19 protein-coding genes are annotated in these 15,887 nt (G+C 40.8%); 12 read left to right on the top strand and 7 right to left on the bottom strand.

Annotated elements, in window-relative coordinates; genetic code table 11:
• Positions 1-50 precede the first annotated feature (50 nt).
• Positions 51-767 (bottom strand): LuxR C-terminal-related transcriptional regulator, encoded by a 717-nt coding sequence (locus VB775_RS04045; protein ID WP_281007847.1) that lies wholly within the window; start codon positions 765-767, stop codon positions 51-53.
• A gap of 418 nt (positions 768-1,185) precedes the next feature.
• On the opposite strand from VB775_RS04045, the gene VB775_RS04040 reads away from it, so the two are divergent.
• The 3 genes from VB775_RS04040 to VB775_RS04030 are packed head-to-tail and all read left to right on the top strand — an operon-like array spanning position 1,186 to position 2,529.
• Complete coding sequence (locus VB775_RS04040; protein ID WP_281007846.1) at positions 1,186-1,605, top strand: hypothetical protein; 420 nt, start codon at positions 1,186-1,188, stop codon at positions 1,603-1,605.
• Positions 1,586-1,948, top strand: coding sequence for a YtxH domain-containing protein (locus VB775_RS04035; RefSeq protein WP_281007845.1), 363 nt, complete (start codon positions 1,586-1,588; stop codon positions 1,946-1,948). The genes VB775_RS04040 and VB775_RS04035 overlap by 20 nt, the downstream gene beginning before the upstream one ends.
• A 44-nt stretch (positions 1,949-1,992) precedes the next feature.
• Entirely contained in the window at positions 1,993-2,529 is a 537-nt protein-coding gene (locus tag VB775_RS04030; RefSeq protein ID WP_281007844.1) for a DUF948 domain-containing protein, read from the top strand.
• A gap of 152 nt (positions 2,530-2,681) precedes the next feature.
• On the opposite strand, the gene VB775_RS04025 is transcribed toward VB775_RS04030, so the two are convergent.
• On the bottom strand, positions 2,682-3,101 hold the full coding sequence (locus tag VB775_RS04025) for a Fur family transcriptional regulator (RefSeq protein WP_281009358.1): 420 nt from the start codon (positions 3,099-3,101) through the stop codon (positions 2,682-2,684).
• A gap of 269 nt (positions 3,102-3,370) precedes the next feature.
• On the opposite strand from VB775_RS04025, the gene VB775_RS04020 reads away from it, so the two are divergent.
• Together VB775_RS04020 and VB775_RS04015 are read left to right on the top strand one after the other, a co-directional pair.
• Positions 3,371-3,943, top strand: coding sequence for a peroxiredoxin (locus tag VB775_RS04020; RefSeq protein WP_281007843.1), 573 nt, complete (start codon positions 3,371-3,373; stop codon positions 3,941-3,943).
• Between the two features lie 70 nt (positions 3,944-4,013).
• Positions 4,014-5,018 carry an NAD(P)/FAD-dependent oxidoreductase gene (locus VB775_RS04015; protein WP_281007842.1) on the top strand — a complete coding sequence of 335 codons (1,005 nt, stop codon included), beginning with the start codon at positions 4,014-4,016 and terminating at the stop codon, positions 5,016-5,018.
• Positions 5,019-5,049: 31 nt separating this feature from the next.
• Here the strand turns inward: VB775_RS04015 and VB775_RS04010 are convergent, their stop codons facing one another.
• The 4 genes from VB775_RS04010 to VB775_RS03995 all read right to left on the bottom strand — a co-directional run bounded on the left by VB775_RS04010 (position 5,050) and on the right by VB775_RS03995 (position 8,158).
• The gene (locus VB775_RS04010; RefSeq protein ID WP_281007841.1) at positions 5,050-5,631 is read right to left on the bottom strand and encodes a Uma2 family endonuclease; all 582 of its coding nucleotides are present in this window, start codon (positions 5,629-5,631) and stop codon (positions 5,050-5,052) included.
• A 126-nt stretch (positions 5,632-5,757) separates the two neighbouring features.
• Entirely contained in the window at positions 5,758-6,411 is a 654-nt protein-coding gene (gene upp, locus VB775_RS04005) for a uracil phosphoribosyltransferase (protein ID WP_281007840.1), read from the bottom strand.
• 101 nt (positions 6,412-6,512) lie between these two features.
• A complete protein-coding gene (locus VB775_RS04000; RefSeq protein ID WP_281007839.1) occupies positions 6,513-7,079 on the bottom strand; it encodes a hypothetical protein in 567 nt (188 codons plus the stop codon).
• Positions 7,076-8,158 carry a sensor histidine kinase gene (locus VB775_RS03995; protein ID WP_281007838.1) on the bottom strand — a complete coding sequence of 361 codons (1,083 nt, stop codon included), beginning with the start codon at positions 8,156-8,158 and terminating at the stop codon, positions 7,076-7,078. Before VB775_RS03995 ends, VB775_RS04000 begins: the two co-directional genes overlap by 4 nt.
• A gap of 211 nt (positions 8,159-8,369) precedes the next feature.
• On the opposite strand from VB775_RS03995, the gene VB775_RS03990 reads away from it, so the two are divergent.
• The 7 genes from VB775_RS03990 (at position 8,370) to VB775_RS03960 (ending at position 15,447) form a co-directional block, all read left to right on the top strand.
• Positions 8,370-8,681 carry a hypothetical protein gene (locus tag VB775_RS03990; RefSeq protein ID WP_281007837.1) on the top strand — a complete coding sequence of 104 codons (312 nt, stop codon included), beginning with the start codon at positions 8,370-8,372 and terminating at the stop codon, positions 8,679-8,681.
• Positions 8,682-8,724: 43 nt separating this feature from the next.
• A complete protein-coding gene (locus tag VB775_RS03985) occupies positions 8,725-9,984 on the top strand; it encodes an NAD(P)/FAD-dependent oxidoreductase (protein ID WP_281007836.1) in 1,260 nt (419 codons plus the stop codon).
• A gap of 44 nt (positions 9,985-10,028) precedes the next feature.
• The gene (locus tag VB775_RS03980) at positions 10,029-10,478 is read left to right on the top strand and encodes an element excision factor XisH family protein (RefSeq protein WP_281007835.1); all 450 of its coding nucleotides are present in this window, start codon (positions 10,029-10,031) and stop codon (positions 10,476-10,478) included.
• A complete protein-coding gene (locus tag VB775_RS03975; protein WP_281007834.1) occupies positions 10,433-10,765 on the top strand; it encodes a XisI protein in 333 nt (110 codons plus the stop codon). Before VB775_RS03980 ends, VB775_RS03975 begins: the two co-directional genes overlap by 46 nt.
• A 27-nt stretch (positions 10,766-10,792) precedes the next feature.
• The gene (locus VB775_RS03970; RefSeq protein ID WP_281007833.1) at positions 10,793-13,816 is read left to right on the top strand and encodes an alpha-mannosidase; all 3,024 of its coding nucleotides are present in this window, start codon (positions 10,793-10,795) and stop codon (positions 13,814-13,816) included.
• 164 nt (positions 13,817-13,980) lie between these two features.
• Complete coding sequence (locus VB775_RS03965; RefSeq protein ID WP_281007832.1) at positions 13,981-14,697, top strand: actin-binding WH2 domain-containing protein; 717 nt, start codon at positions 13,981-13,983, stop codon at positions 14,695-14,697.
• Between the two features lie 21 nt (positions 14,698-14,718).
• A complete protein-coding gene (locus VB775_RS03960; protein ID WP_281007831.1) occupies positions 14,719-15,447 on the top strand; it encodes a hypothetical protein in 729 nt (242 codons plus the stop codon).
• A 116-nt stretch (positions 15,448-15,563) separates the two neighbouring features.
• Here the strand turns inward: VB775_RS03960 and VB775_RS03955 are convergent.
• Positions 15,564-15,887, bottom strand: a 324-nt coding sequence (locus VB775_RS03955) for a zinc ribbon domain-containing protein (protein ID WP_323216649.1), incomplete at its 5' end; no start/stop codon positions are given.

The raw sequence follows: 15,887 nt of genomic DNA, 5'->3' as shown, positions 1-15,887 counted from the left end.
GAGAAAAAGACAATGTTTCACATTGCCTTTTTCTTAGGTTTGTCTCAGGTTTAATTACTACTGCCATCCGTGTTGTCAGCGGTATCACCACTAGGACGATAACTTTGCTCAAAGGCATAGCGCACAATCTGTGAACGATTCTCCAGATTCAGCTTAGTCATAATGCTGCTGAGGTGAGTCTGCACCGTCCTTGGACTGATTTGTAGACGTTTGCCAATTTCTTTATTAGTAAAGCCTTGGACAACTTGCCAAAAAACTCGCTCTTCAGAAGGGGTAAGCGTAGTGCGAGAAACAGGAGCCGTGGGCTGCTGAAATAGGCGCATATGCTCAGTAGTAGGGCGATGTGGTTCGCGTTTGTGGGGCGAGAAAAAGTCTATATCTGTTTTGCCGATGGTCATGCGATCGCCACTTTTTAACAAAATGGGAAAGGTGATCCTTTGTCCACGCATGAAGGAACCATTGCGGCTGCCAAAATCGACTAGGTAGAAGCTGCCAGACTCGTTGTTAGTATTACGAGCCTTGGGATCTCCTTTCATAGAGGATTCAAAGCCATCATTTTTGGACGCGCCCACGATTTGCAATGTGGCGTGGTAGCGTGAAACCCATTTATCTGTAAGTACAATTGAGTTGTCGTAACCCCTCCCAATTGTCCAGAAATCTGCGTTTGTAAGTGGAATCATTTGCTGCCCCTCATCTGCATGAACGATCAGATAGGGGTGTGGGTGTAGAAGTGTCACTGAACTATTAGACAACTTTGTTGTGTGCATCTCAATCAATTGCCAATATAACTTATTTATATATTGTGAGACGAGTTTAATAAATTTTGAGTTCCTTTTTTGGATTCATGGCTTTTGCTGACATATTCTGTCACGATGTTTTTTGCATAAATTGTGATGGGGCAATCATCAGGATCTCTTCCAAACTATAGCTATAGAAACTCTTGTCAAGACACAAAACCCAAGAAGCAAGTGGCGGGAATTCGTGCAGCCACTTGCTTCTTGGGTTTTGGCTTGTCCTAATACAAATGACTACAGCTATATTTAAGATCAGGAATGAATTAGGATTGTCATAACAGTGAAAACTTTTATCAATGTTTAAGTGTGAACTAGAGAAAAATGAAGCATGTGTTACTTTTCTCTCGACATTACAAATCTTAAAAATTCTATGATTCCTTGCTAAAAAACAATGATTTGGATTGCGATCGCCATACAGTTAATACTTAGTGCAGGGCTGCTGTGGGCTTCATGGCAAGTCTGGCTACTCCGCAACGCGCTCGAAGCGACAGTAAAAACCGTAGATGGATGGACAGAAGCTTGTGAAAATGGCTTACAGGGATCTACCCCTGGTATTAAAGTTACTCGTGGCGGTGTGGGTTCAGCGCGAAAGCAATATCAGATATTGCAAAGCCAATTAGAGAAAACTCGTAAATTGCTGTCTGTACTTGTACGTGGTGTATCCTTTTTAGGGAGTCGCTGGCAACAGTCGCGGAAAAGCGCATCGAAAGGTGTGGCAAACACTCTAAATAAAACAACTGTCAATTCAAATAAAAAGTCGTCAGGCAGCAAGTCGTCAGGGAGCAAGCATAATGTCAAACGGCGCAGGTAAGTTTTTTGGTGGATTAATGGTAGGTACAGCGATTGGTGCAGCAGTAGGTATTCTGTTCGCGCCGCGATCGGGCAAAGAAACTCGTCAAGTTTTGAAGCGATCGGCTCAAGATCTACCCCAACTAGCCGAAGAATTAGGTTCTAATGTACAGTATCAAGCGGATCGCTTTACTGAGCAAGCGCAACGTACTATCGACGAAGCACTAGTCCGCTTACAGGAAGCGATCGCTACAGGACAAGAGGCTAGTCGTAGGCTCCAAGAGGAATTAGCACTCACAATGGGTGGTTCTTCAGCAAGTAATTCACTCATTGAAGATGAAAGCTCTATTGTCGATGAAGAATAAGTCTCTAAAAAAGTCTGTGAAAGAGTAAGTACATATAGGAAATTATGTCAGAAGCGATCTTTCTGCTGGGTTTGTCATTTTTATTAGTAGTCGTTTGTCTGACGATTCTTTTGCTGACAGCTATTCCTGCTTTTCAGGAATTGGCAAAAGCAGCCAATAGCATTATTCGTTTGGCGGATACCTTAACGCGGGAGTTGCCTGCAACACTTGAAGCAATTAGGATGACAGGACTAGAATTAAGCGAGCTAAGTGATGAACTCAATCAAGGGGCAAAAAGTGCTGGTGAGGCAGTCAAGCAAGTAAATGATGGAATTAAAGGAGTACGTCAAGGTGCTTCTAATGCGACCATCGCTACCAGAAGTGCATTTGCTGGCTTTAAAGCTGGGTTGCAATCCCTTGGTCGTCCCCGCCGCAAAAAGCGATCGCCTTCAGAGTTGTATCAAGAAAATTTACGCTCTGGTAATTTACCGTCTGAAGAGTTAGATGAAAGTGAAGATCTACCTAACCAAGAACAGCGAGTTACGCCTGATGAAATGAGATCTGAGGGTTTTATGGGAGATTTGACATCAGAAGAAGACTAAAAAAAGGATTGAGGAATTAACCTCAATCCTTTTTTTAACGTGAGTTCGATACAGCCATTTGCGTCGTGCAAAGCACGACGCAAATGGCGAAAAATGGTAAGAATCGCTTAGCGATTCTTACCATTTTTCGCTTTCGTCGAACTTACATTTTTTTAGTCTTGGCAGCGATCGCAAATACCACTGACAGTGACTTCATAGCTATTGACTTTTAAACCTGTGCGGATTTGCTTAAAACCTAATCCTTCAAAGGCATTCCAAGCAATGTCCTCGATTTCACCACAACAGCTACAACGAAAGTGGTGATGAGGCTCCACATTGGCATCATAACGACAAACCCCCTGCTCTAGTAATACCTCACGTACTAAGCCCGCATCACGTAGGGTCTGAAGCGAGAGATAAACTGTTGCTTGAGAAGAAGTAGGTGCATTTTGATTGAGATCACTCAAAATTTGCTCTGCGGTTGGATGATCTTGGCGATCGAGTAAATTTGCATAAACAGCAAAACGCTGGGGCGTGACCCGCAACCCTTTGGATTTTAAGATTTGGACAACCCGATCCGCTTGTTTCTGCATATAAACTTCCTCCTGATTCTCGCCGAATTTTCTGATCAAGTCCTTATGGGCTTGATTTGCAGCTTTGAAAATTTGGTGATCGGCTTTTAAAAATTTCTTTAAGCGACGAGTCTGCTTAATTACTTGGATTGTCACTATATCATTTCTATCTAAGAACTACAAGTTTATTAAACTTTTTATAAGTATTAAGTAATTATGGCTATTGACTAATTTGTAAATAAGAATTATTCTTAGATTTGTTCAGATAAGTATCAAATCCAGAGAAAAATATGGCAGCTATCGAAACCGTACCAAACGTTGTTTTTAAAACTCGTGTACGCGATGAGTCCGTAGAAGGACCTAACCCTTATCGTTGGGAAGACAAAACTACTCAAGATCTATTTGCTGGTAAGAAAGTTGTAGTTTTCTCCCTACCCGGTGCATTCACTCCTACCTGTTCATCTAATCACTTGCCTCGTTATGAAGAACTTTACGAAGAGTTCAAGGGATTAGGTGTTGATGCAGTTATCTGTGTATCTGTTAACGATGCTTTCGTTATGTTCAAATGGGGCAAAGAAGTCGGTGCTAAGAATGTATTCTTGTTGCCCGATGGTGCTGGCGAATTTACTCGCAAGATGGGAATGCTAGTTGATAAGTCTAATATCGGCTTTGGACTTCGTTCTTGGCGCTATTCGATGTTGGTTAATGATAGTAAGATCGAAAAAATCTTCGTAGAACCTGGTTTCTCTGACAACTGTCCTACCGATCCTTTTGAAGTCTCTGATGCTGACACTATGTTGGCTTACCTCAAAGGTTCTGAGTCTACAGGCGTATCTGCACCACGTTTAGCATTTGTTGGCTAATTTTTAAGAATAGCTATTCTCAATAATGCGAGAATAGCTATCCTTGCGTACTTAACTTAATGGGGTGGCTATGAAACTTTCTAGCAAAAATCTAAATGAACGCCTTGATACGCTCTACGATGCGATTGTCGTTGGTGGTGGTATGGGCGGCTTATCGGCGGCGATCTATTTAGCTCGCTATGGACTCAAGTGCCTAGTTATCGAAAAAGGTAAAGGGCGATCGCTATGGATGCAAGACTTGCGTAACTATGTCGGACTCGATCCGCACACCCCCGGACGCGACATTTTAAATCATGGAACGAAAACATCCTTAGATTGGGGAGCCGATCATTTACGTGGCTATGTAGAAGAAGTAACCGATGAAGGCGAAACCTTTGCGGTGAAAGTAAAAGTCGGTAAGACTAATAGTATTTATCCTATATTTCGCAGTAAGTATGTGATTGCAGCTTCGGGAATCATAGACAATTTGCCACAATTGGAAGACATGCAGAATGTCTATGATTATGCAGGTTATACGCTTCACGTCTGCATGATCTGTGATGGTTTTGATATGTGGGATCAAAAGGCGGTTCTGATTGCAAATACAGAAGGACAAATTGGTGCTGCCTTTGTGTTGAACTGGTTTACTCCTTACATTTCTGTTTTGACTCATGGTTTATGTGAAGTGAGTGATAAGACCAAACAGAAGTTAGCAGAGCATGGCTATCCATTGTATGAAGCCCCGATCGCTAAATTTCACGGTGAAAACCATCAACTAAGTGGCGTGGAACTAACCGATGGCACAATTGTGGAAGCAACTACTGGTTTAGTTGGTATGGGTTCGACCTACTTTAATCACTACCTCAAGGGTATTGAAGGTTTGGAATGGGATGGTCAGAATCTGGTCACTAATGATATGTGCAAGACTAGCCACGATCGCATTTTTGCCCTAGGTGATTTAAAGAAAGGGTTAAATCAGGTGTCGATCGCTGTAGCTGATGGCACTCTAGCAGCAACCCAAATCTGGAGAAATATTCGTCGAGCTAGTCCACCACGTAAATGGGAAGAGAATATCAAAGTTCCAGTTAAAGTTTAAAAAGGAAGTCTCGCAATGCGAGGCTTCCTTTTTAGCTTGACCAAATATTTTCTAGGTTGAGCATAAATCCTTGTAAGACATCTTCACCCGAAAGATTGGATGGCGTTTCGAGGACTTCTACTGGCTGACCGATGCGATAAATGGCAACGCGCTTATTTTCGGGATCGATTAGCCAGCCCAACCGACAGCCGTTATCCATATATTCTTGCATCTTTAGTTGTCCCTTAAGCCATGAATCACTGGGAGAAAGAAGCTCCAGTGCGAAGTCTGGACATATAGGCAGAAATTTTTTGCGCTGTTCTGGGGTAAAGGCATTCCATTTTTCGATAGGAATCCATGCAGCATCGGGGGATCGATCAGCCCCATTGGGTAACGAAAAACCCCCTGAAGAGTCAAAAACCTTTCCAGTAAGATTTTGCCGATTCCAAATATTGAGATCGGTAGTTAAATCTGAGTTCCAAGAACTGGTTTCACTGCCTGTTGGCGACATAATTACGAGTTCTCCACTAGCATTACGCTCTAGTTGCAGATCAGGATTGTTGGCACATATTTGATAAAACTGTTCTCTAGAAACTTGGACTACGGGATCGAGGGTTAAGGTTAATGCACTCATAGATTTATGGTCTCCTGTGTGAGAGCTAGATCGATTATAAAACCAGCCCTACAATAAATTGCGGTCTAAAAGCTTCAGCTTGTTTCAACAGGTTGACTTGATATTTTCTTTAACGCGATGCGTAACTTACTCAGTGCCAAAGGAGCGATCGCCTGCATCTCCTAATCCAGGGACAATCCATCCTTTCTCATTCACAACTTCATCAATGCAACCTGAATAAATTTGTACGTCAGGAAATTGTTGATTGATTAGTTGCAGTGCTGGAGGAGCGCAGAGAGCATTAATAATCCGAATCAAGGAGGTATCGGCTCCTCTGTCAGTTAATATTTTCAGCGTGGTAATAATCGAGCCACCCGTAGCCATCATCGGCTCGACGATGAAAATACGTGTCTGTGGTTCAAGTCTCTCTGGCAAACGATTGAGATAACAACTAGCCTCAAGGGTTTCTTCATTCCGCACTAAACCAAGGTGATAGATATTTGCTGTTGGTAATAGGTTTTGACAACCTTCGAGCATGGATAACCCTGCTCGTAAAATTGGTACAATGGCTAGAGGAATGGAACCATCGATCAATTGTCCTGAGGCATTTGCTAAGGGAGTTTCGACATTTACTTCTTGTACAGGTAAAAATTCGCGAACTGCCTCATAGGTTAGCCATTTACCCATTTCAACCATTGCCGTCCGAAACAGGGGAACTGGAGTATGTTTCTCCCTTGCGATCGTGAGCCAATGCCGAATAATGGGATGGGGTGGAACATATACGCGCAGTTGGGAAGCCATTGATTTGCTCTAGTAAAACTACTACAGAAGGCTCGTAGTCCTGTCTGTAGTAAACATCCTACAGCCCTTTGGATAATACTGCACAAGGTAAGTCGCATTTTCTAACTAGTTGAATCGTAAATTTGATCTTGTTGATTTTCTTCCATGTCAGGTGGAGGATCAATTTCTGGAGTCAAAGCTCTAACATGGGGTAATGATGCACCTGCTAAACCCTTAGCAATGCGGGCTGGTGAATAATCAAGCGTGACAAAGAGAGGATAATGATATTCACCGCGATCGCTAATAATACTGCGATGCTTCCAAGGTAATAGCCAGTAATATTCTTCACCGAGGGTGACTTCTACTTGTCGCCAACGTTTTAAGAGAGCCGAAAAGTCTTCATTAGGACGATGGATAAACACAAAAATTTCTTGACCAGTTTTTACTTTCCAGTCAGGGTCACACATGATCAAAGCAAGATCACATTCCAACTGCACATGACTTTGGGTTAAGTTGGGGCTAGTAAGCTGGACGACAGGGAATGGAATGGAAATTAAGCTATCACTGGGACGACGTAAGCTAGGAATTAGCTCAAAATAAGGACGATATTCTCGCAAGAGGGCGATCGCTTCGAGCGGGTTACTGCAATGACTGAGGAGCGTATCATAATGAAGTTGAAGGGTACTCATGACGTAATGGTTGGCAAATGCACAAAGAATGTAGAACCTTTTTGAGAGTCTAGGTTAGGAGATTTGACTAAGATTTTGCCATTATGGGCATTGATAATATAGTGCGATAGATATAAACCTAAACCACTACCTTGTTTTTGATGGTTGCCTTGGCGAAATCTTTGGAACAAAAATGGTTGCTCATCTAGTGAAATCCCTGCACCAGTATCGGCGATCGCCATAATTGCCTCGGATTCCTCTAATTTTAAGCTAACATGGACGCTGCCAGATTCGGTAAATTTAAGGGCATTACCAATCAAATTATTAAATACGCGCAGTAGTTCTAGGCGATCGCCTTTAACCGTGGCAATATCATCAAGCTCAGCAGTAAGTTCTAAATTTTTAGAAATAGCGATCGGTTTAAGTTCTTGCACCACTTGATTGAGCAATTCTTTTAAGTCTAGCGGCTGTAAATTAATGGTTTTACTGCCCGATTCATAACGGTAGACATCTAAAAGCTTATTGACCATCTCCAGCAAATTATGATTGCTGCGCCCCATAATCGTTAACGCTTCACGAATTTCTGGCGATATCTCTCCCAATACCCCATCTTGCAAAAGCCCCAACATCCGATCCGCCGCCACTAACGGTGTTCTCAGATCATGGGTCAAGCGTGAGACAAAATCCTGTCTCTGGCGATCAATGCGATCGCGCTCGGCAATACTATGTTTTAAACGCAGTAGCGATCGCACCCTTGCCAGTAGCTCATCAGCCTCAATAGGCTTACGAATAAATTCATCTGCACCAAGATCTAAGCCTTTGACCGCATTAGCGCGATCGTAAGCTGTAATTAGCAAAATCGGAATAAAGGGCAGATCCTTCATGCCCCTCATACGGCGTGTAACCTCGTAGCCATCCATCAGGGGCATCATTACATCCAGCAAAACCAAGTCTGGTGGCTCTGACTCAATAATCTTCAAAGCGTCATGACCATTTGATGATGTGATGATCTCATATCCCTCATCTTCGAGAATTGTGCGAACAAGAAATAGGTTGTCTGGCACATCATCAACAATTAGTAAACGGTCAGGAGATTTCATTCAAACGCTCAGGCAAAACAGAGTATCCATATTAGATGTTGTCACGAAACCGCAATCAATGCAGTCATCCTGATGATAGAAATATGGTCATCTCCACCCTATAAAACTTAGAATTGGTACAAAATGTCCTTTGCAATTTGTGGGTTTTAGGTAGCGCTTATTATAAAATCAGAGTCCTAGCGCGTAACCGAAATTACCATTCAAGTGAAATATGCGTCATCATCTAGTCCTATCTCTCAGTACACTTGTCCTAGCTAGTAGTGGAATCTCTATGTCGTGGGCTGAGGAGAGTCAACCCGTTAAACAAGAGAAGTTTGAATATCCCCAAGAGGTAATCAAAACTTTTATGAAAGGTTGTGAATTTACCAATAGTAAAGAATTCTGTACTTGTAGTTTAGACAAACTGCGATCGCAATATACCTTTGCTGATTTTCTCAAAATTGACACCGCCGCCAGAGAAACTAAGCAAGTACCTCAAGAAGTAATCAATATTTTTCAATCTTGTCGAAATGGTAAAATCTAAGATAGGCAGTGCTATGCACTGCCTATCTTATTAGGAATTAAGCATGGCAAGTACAGAAGTTGTAGTAATTGGTGGCGGGGCAGCAGGTTTCTTTGGGGCAATTCATGCAGCGCAAGCACCACATACGCGGGTAACTTTATTAGAGGCAGGACGACAACCGCTTGCGAAGGTGCGAATTTCAGGTGGAGGAAGGTGCAATGTTACGCATCACTGTTTTGAACCTTCACAATTAGTACAAAACTATCCCAGAGGCGGCAAAGCTTTGCGGGGTGCATTTTCTCGCTTTCAACCATTGGATGTAGTGCGCTGGTTTAATGCCGAAGGCGTAAAGTTAAAAACAGAATCTGATGGTCGTATGTTTCCTGTTACTGATGATTCAGAAACGATTGTGGAAGCTTTGATGTTTGCGGCTAAAAAAGCTGGTGTTTTTCTTCGCAATAATGTTTTAGTGCAGAAGATTGAGCATCTCGGCGACAGCAAATTTGATGTGATTCTTAAAAATGGTGAAAATCTAGTTTGCGATCGCCTATTATTAGCTACAGGTAGCAGCCCATCTGGTTATGCGATCGCGCGATCGCTAGGTCATGAACTAGAGCCTCCTGTACCTTCACTTTTCACCTTTAATATCAAGGATTCTAAACTACATGAACTCGCAGGCGTAAGCATAAATCCCGCCACAGTTAAGCTTCTAACTTCAAATCCTAGTAATGAGAAGAAAAAGTCTCGCAATCAATTAGAACAATCGGGAGCCTTGTTAATTACGCATTGGGGATTGAGTGGACCCGCCGTTTTGAAGTTGTCGGCATGGGCTGCGCGAGAATTACACGATTGTAACTATCAAGCCAAATTAGCTGTTAATTGGATTCCGACGCTCAAAGTAGAAGCAGTGAAGCAAATTCTCTTAAATGCAAAAAACGATCAGCCGAAAAAGTTTATCTCTAATTATTGTCCCGTTGAGATCTCGCTACGTTTATGGGAATATTTGCTAGATAAAGCAGAAGTGGAATTAGAGAAACGCTGGGCAGATATTTCTAATAAAGCAATTCAGCAAATTGTAAATGTATTAACCGCTAGTGAATATGCGATCGCGGGTAAAGGTGTATTTAAAGAAGAGTTTGTCACTTGTGGCGGTATTCGCTTGCAAGATGTTAACTTTCAGACGATGGAAAGTAAGATTTGCTCAGGTTTATTTTTTGCAGGAGAGATATTAGATATTGATGGTGTGACGGGTGGTTTTAATTTTCAAAATGCTTGGACTACAGCATGGATCGCTGCACAGGGTATAAGCAATCACTCAATCTAATTTCTAACAACATGGGATAAAATAAAATATATAGGAGCAAATTTATGTCAGCCCGTGATCTATTCCATCAAATTGTAAAAACTGCTTTACAGAAAGAAAACTGGCAAATAACTCACGATCCTTATGCATTGCAAGCAGATAGCTTTGATCTCGCCATTGATTTGGGAGCAGAAAAAATCATTGCTGCTGAACAAGGAGAGACTAAAATTGCGATAGAAATCAAAAGCTTTTTAAGTCCATCAAAAATATCTGAATTTTATGGAGCGTTAGGACAATTTATCACCTATCGCCTAGCACTCCAAAAAATTGAACCAGACCGTATTTTATACCTAGCTGTTCCAGACAACCTATATGACAAATTTTTTGACACTACATTAGTACAAGAGCTTATGCAACAAAACACTGTTTATCTAATTACCTACGACATTGATCAGGAGACTATTGCCAAATGGATACCATTACCCAATACCGTCAATACATTCAAAATCTATTAATAGAAAGAGCTAGTCTTGCGTGGGATCAACGTATTCAAGCTCAAACTATTTTTGATACTGAACGAGACCATTACCAACTTATTTATGTTGGCTGGCGAGCATCTAAACGAGTCTATGGTGTTGTTCTTCATCTTGACATTATTGATGGCAAAATTTGGATTCAGCAGGATGGAACAGAAATTGGCATCGCAAATCAATTAGTGGAATTAGGTGTTCCTAAAGAAAATATTGTTCTTGCTTTTGATCCACCTAACCTACGCAAGTATACTGATTTTGCGGTTGGCTAGATCTCATGGAAAATAGGAGTTTATACGGTGACTACTCTAGTAGAAAATTTATCTCAAGTTATTAGTAAATTAAAATTGCGATCGCATTTATCAATACTCGGTAATTGGCAAAGACAAAATAAACAAGAAGTTTGGGAGGATTTAGCAACGGTAAATTCTAAGCAAAATAAACCAATGCTATCTTTCTTGCAAAGGGAAGAAAATATTTGTTTAAGACAAATTTGGCTAGTTCCAGAAAATTATGCAGGATTATCAACAGTAGGTGCAACTATTCGCTTAAATCTAATTTGGTGGGCAGATATTTGTGAGATATGGGTTAACAATCAAAAAGTCCAAGAAGGTGATTTGTTTGATCAGAAATGTCGAATTTTATTAACTGATCATGCCAAACCTAGTGATGAATTTACTCTAGAGATCAAGCTTAATAGTCCTAAGCATGATATTGGCGCTTTACAGCTTTCAGAACTAGTTTTTGAGTATCCTGATCAAGCCTGTGACCCAGATCAGTTTGCTACTGAATTAGAGGTTCTCCAAACCTATATTCCAGCTTTTACTAAACATCAAATGGATTTACAACCATTAGAAACTGCTACTAGGAATTTAATTGCTTTATTTGACTTGTGTGAAGCGATCGCAAGCGATCGCTTCTTCGAGAAACTAGCCGAAATTCGCGAACCACTTTTGCAATATAGCGAATTTCTCAAACAACGCCAAATCTATATTCTTGGTAATTCACATATCGATGTGGCTTGGTTATGGGCGATCGCTGAAACTAAAAATGCGATGCAGCGTACTTTTACGTCAGCATTGAATTTGCAAGAGCAGTATCCAGAGCTAATTTTTAATCAGAGTACGGCTGTTTCCTATCAATGGATGGAGCAGGAATATCCTGAATTATTTACTCGTATTCAAACAGCAGTGGCAGATGGTAAATGGGAACTCATTGGTGGGATGTGGGTAGAACCTGATGGGAATTTGCCGAGTGGAGAGTCTTTAATCAGGCAGATTCTCTATGGGCAGGAATATTTTCGAGAGAAATTTAATCAAGAAGTCAAAATTGCGTGGTTACCTGACACCTTTGGCTTTCATTGGCAAATGCCACAAATCCTTTTAAAAAGTGGTTTTGAAGCATTCGTTACCCAAAAGCTTTTGTGGAATGATACCAACAAATTCCCTCATCAAATCTTTTGGTGGGAAGGCGTGGATGGAAGTCAAATTTTCACTTATTTTAGTAACGAAATTGGTCAGGGATTGGAACCTGTCGCGATCGCTAAATATCTTGCCAACCAAGAAGAAAAACACGATATCCCCGAAACTGCATGGCTCTATGGAGTTGGCGATCATGGTGGAGGACCAACTGCAGATATGCTCAACCTAGGACGTAAGTGGGCTGATTCGCCAATCTTTTTTAAGATGCAACCTAGCACATTAGAAGATTTTCTGTTAGGGGTGAAAGCAAAACTACCCACAGATTTACCAGTTTGGCAAGATGAACTGTATCTAGAGTTTCATCGCGGCACTTTTACTACTAAAGCCGATCAGAAGAAGCAAAATCGTCAAGTGGAAGTTCTCCTAGGTAATGCCGAAAAATATAGCGCGATCGCTTCTCTAGTCAATAAAATTACCTATCCTCAAGCTCAATTAGAACAAGCATGGCAAGGATTATTACTCAATCAATTTCATGATATTTTGCCAGGGACATCGATTCCAGAAGTATTTGCTGATGCCGATCGCACTTGGACTGAAGTAAGGGAAATCTGCGATCACCTTCTCCCTCACACAATTTTAGAAAGCACAAATCTGCAAGCATGGAATTTCCTTAACTGGCAGCGATCTCAACTCATTAGAATGCCAGATAATTCCTTGTGCTGGTTAGAAAATATTCCTAGTTTTGGATTTACTGAGCTTGAATCTGGCATCACTGAGACTGATGCATTTTTGAAGATTGATTCTGACAGTGATAAATACTATCTAGAAAATCAATATCTTCAAGTAGAGATTGATCTCAAGACTGGGGCGATCGCGCAAATATTTGATAAGCGATCGCAAAGGTCAATACTCAGATCAGCTAGTGAATTGCAGTTTTTTGAAGACAAAGGACAATATTGGGATGCATGGAATATTGATCCAGATTACGAAAACAAAAAATTAGAATCTGCAACCCTTGAATCAATTGAGATCGTTGAAAATTGTAGTTTACTAGTATCCTTACGCATTATTCAGAAATTCCGTAATTCAACCTTTATCCAAGAGATTCAACTAACTGCCTTTGAAGCATTTATTACCGTACAAAATTGGGTTGATTGGCAAGAGGAATATACTTTAGTCAAAGTTGCTTTTCCTGTAAATTGGCAATCAACCTACGCAACTTACGAAATCCCAATGGGAACGATCCAGCGTAGTACTTTAGGTGAAACATCTGTAGCCAAAGCTAAATGGGAAGTTCCTGCTCAATATTGGGCAGATATTGCATTTTCCCCAAACCAAAAGGGTATTCTCCCGCTTTCGTCGGGAGAATACCCTTTTGGTTTGGGTTTAAGCATTCTCAATGATAGTAAGTATGGATATGACGCTAAGCCCGACTGTCTGAGGCTTACGTTGCTGCGTAGCCCTAGCTGGCCGACTCCAAATAGCGATCGCGGCAAGCACGAATTTACTTATCGACTAGTTCCTCACCAAGGAGATTGGCGCGAAGCAAATATTGTTCAACTTGCTCAGGAATTGAATAATCCACTGGTTCTCCAAAGTTCACCAATTCAAGCAAGCCAACAAAGCTTTTTGCAAGTTTCTGCTCCAAACATCATTCTCTCGGCTTTTAAGCGATCGCAAGATCAGTCAGGTTGGATTATGCGATTTTATGAGTCCCATGGTAAACCCACTGAAACCAATATTGAGATTTCAGATCTACTTTTGCAAACAGATAAGATTTGGGAATGCAATTTAATGGAAAAGAGGAATACTATAATTTCACGAGATAAAACTACTTTAAACTACTTTACAATCACATTTAAACCATACGAAATTAAAACTTTTTTCTGTATCACCAAATGAACCACAAGAAAAACATTGAAAGTGTTGCAAAGCAACACTTTCAATGTTTTTCTTGTGGCTTGTTTGATCAGTAATTGCTATAAGATAGGCTGCATGAAGCAAGGAACTTTTTATTTATTAAACATGTCCAAAGTTAGCAAGTTTAACTTCATCCCCAAAAAATTATGCCGTTTTTTTCAGTTCTTATTGAGTTACTTAGCGATCGCGATCAGTTTATTCAAGAAATCTATGATGGCATTAAGATCAACACCAAAATATTTGGTTTGTTGGTCTGTAGTTCTATATTTTTAGCAATTTATGGTGGACTAATTGGTGCAGTTAGCTCTTGGATGCAGGTTTTGTCATCCGCAGCTAAACTACCGTTTCTATTTCTAATCACCTTGGCAATTTGCCTGCCTGCACTCTATTTCTTTAATGTTTACTTCGGTGCAAAAACTCGTCTGAGTCAATATGCGGCTATTTTGCTTTGTGCCGTGACGATTACCAGTACTTTACTATTTGGCTTTGCGCCAGTCACCTTGTTCTTCTTGATTACAACGGATAATTATTCCTTTTTTCTGTTGTTAAATGTTGCTATATTCACATTAACAGGAATTATTGGAGTTTACTTTCTTTATCAAGTTTTGCTGCCAAAGGTGGAAACCATTGCCTCAGATAAAGAGTTGATGATAGAAGATACAGCCATTGACAAAAATCGCAAAGTTCGGATATCAATTTTAAAGTTCTGGCTGGGACTTTATGCTTTTGTTGGTAGTCAGATGGCTTGGACGCTCAGACCATTTTTTGGGTCTTTTGGCTCTAAATTCGACCTGTTTCGTCCTCGCGAAGGCAATTTCTATCTATCGGTCTGGAATTCCATTAGGCACTTGTTTTTTCAATAAATCTGAGTTTCTCTAACAACTATGCATCCTGACATCAGAAATTTGCAAATTACAGAACAGGATTTAGAAAGGATCACAGGAAAAGAAATTAGCCTGTTATCCATTGGAAGTGCTTATCGAATTACTAGATTTAAAAACCCTAGATATTTAGTTCCTTTCCTACTGAGTGAAGCTATCACTTTATTCTTAATTTCAATTTTTAGTTTGCCAATTAGTATTTTGATTTTTCAATATCTTGGTAGACCCATCAACAATCGTCAGGCTCAAGTTGGATTTGCTGTTTTTATATTTACGCTTACATTGGTTCTATTTATAGTTTGGAATCTATTCGCTTGGACAAGATCTAAAAAAATGACTTGTTTATCCCATCTTCTCGATGAAGTGGATAAATATAATCAAGTACTTGTCGCTGTTGATATTTGCGATCGCCTAAAGTCTGTTGGTAATCAATCAGCAAACCTCAATCATCGAGAGGATATCCTGCAAGCCCTAGAACTAACTAGGGATAGCCTAATTTGTGGTTTGACTACTGAAAAAATTCTGCGAGAGCATCAGGTCTTTTTCAGTGGTGATCGTCAGCTTTTTGACAATATTGAGCAGAATCTGATCACCTTACAATCATTGGAAATTCAAAATCAGGCTAATCAGTATAGTTCTCTATTGAGAGATGCCTTAATAATTGGAATGCATGTGCAGAGAGAAATGTTGAATTTACAAACAAATGATACTCCCTTCCCACCCAAGAATTAGTGATGCGGCGCGAAGCGCCGCATCACTAATTCTTGGGTAAAGGTAAGTGGCAGCGCGAAGCGCCGCCACTTACCTTTTGGTTGAATTTAAGGAGTGAACTACCAGACGCTGACCGCTTAGGCGGTACAGAGCTGGCTTCCTGATTCAACGGGGATAGCGTCCAACAAAACCGAAGTTTTACCAGATCGACTTACATCTCCTCCACAGGCAGACTCGCTAGTTCCTAACGAGATAACTCGTACTGAGCCGAGTCGAAGTATCCGCAAGGCTTCATTTCTAATGTTTATCGCTGCATTTACATCACGGTCATGGTGAGTACCACAATGCTTACAAGTCCATGCCCTAACATCAAGAGTGAGGTTATCAACTCGATTTAGGCATACATGGCAAGTTTTAGAGCTAGGGAACCATCGATCAATCTCGATATATTGCCTTCCTTC

This window comes from Pseudanabaena sp. CCNP1317 (assembly GCF_034931345.1).
In the GTDB taxonomy this organism is placed as follows: Bacteria; Cyanobacteriota; Cyanobacteriia; order Pseudanabaenales; family Pseudanabaenaceae; genus Pseudanabaena; species Pseudanabaena galeata.
The sequence above is the reverse complement of the archived record's forward strand: the minus strand, read 5'-3'. Positions and strand labels throughout refer to the sequence as shown.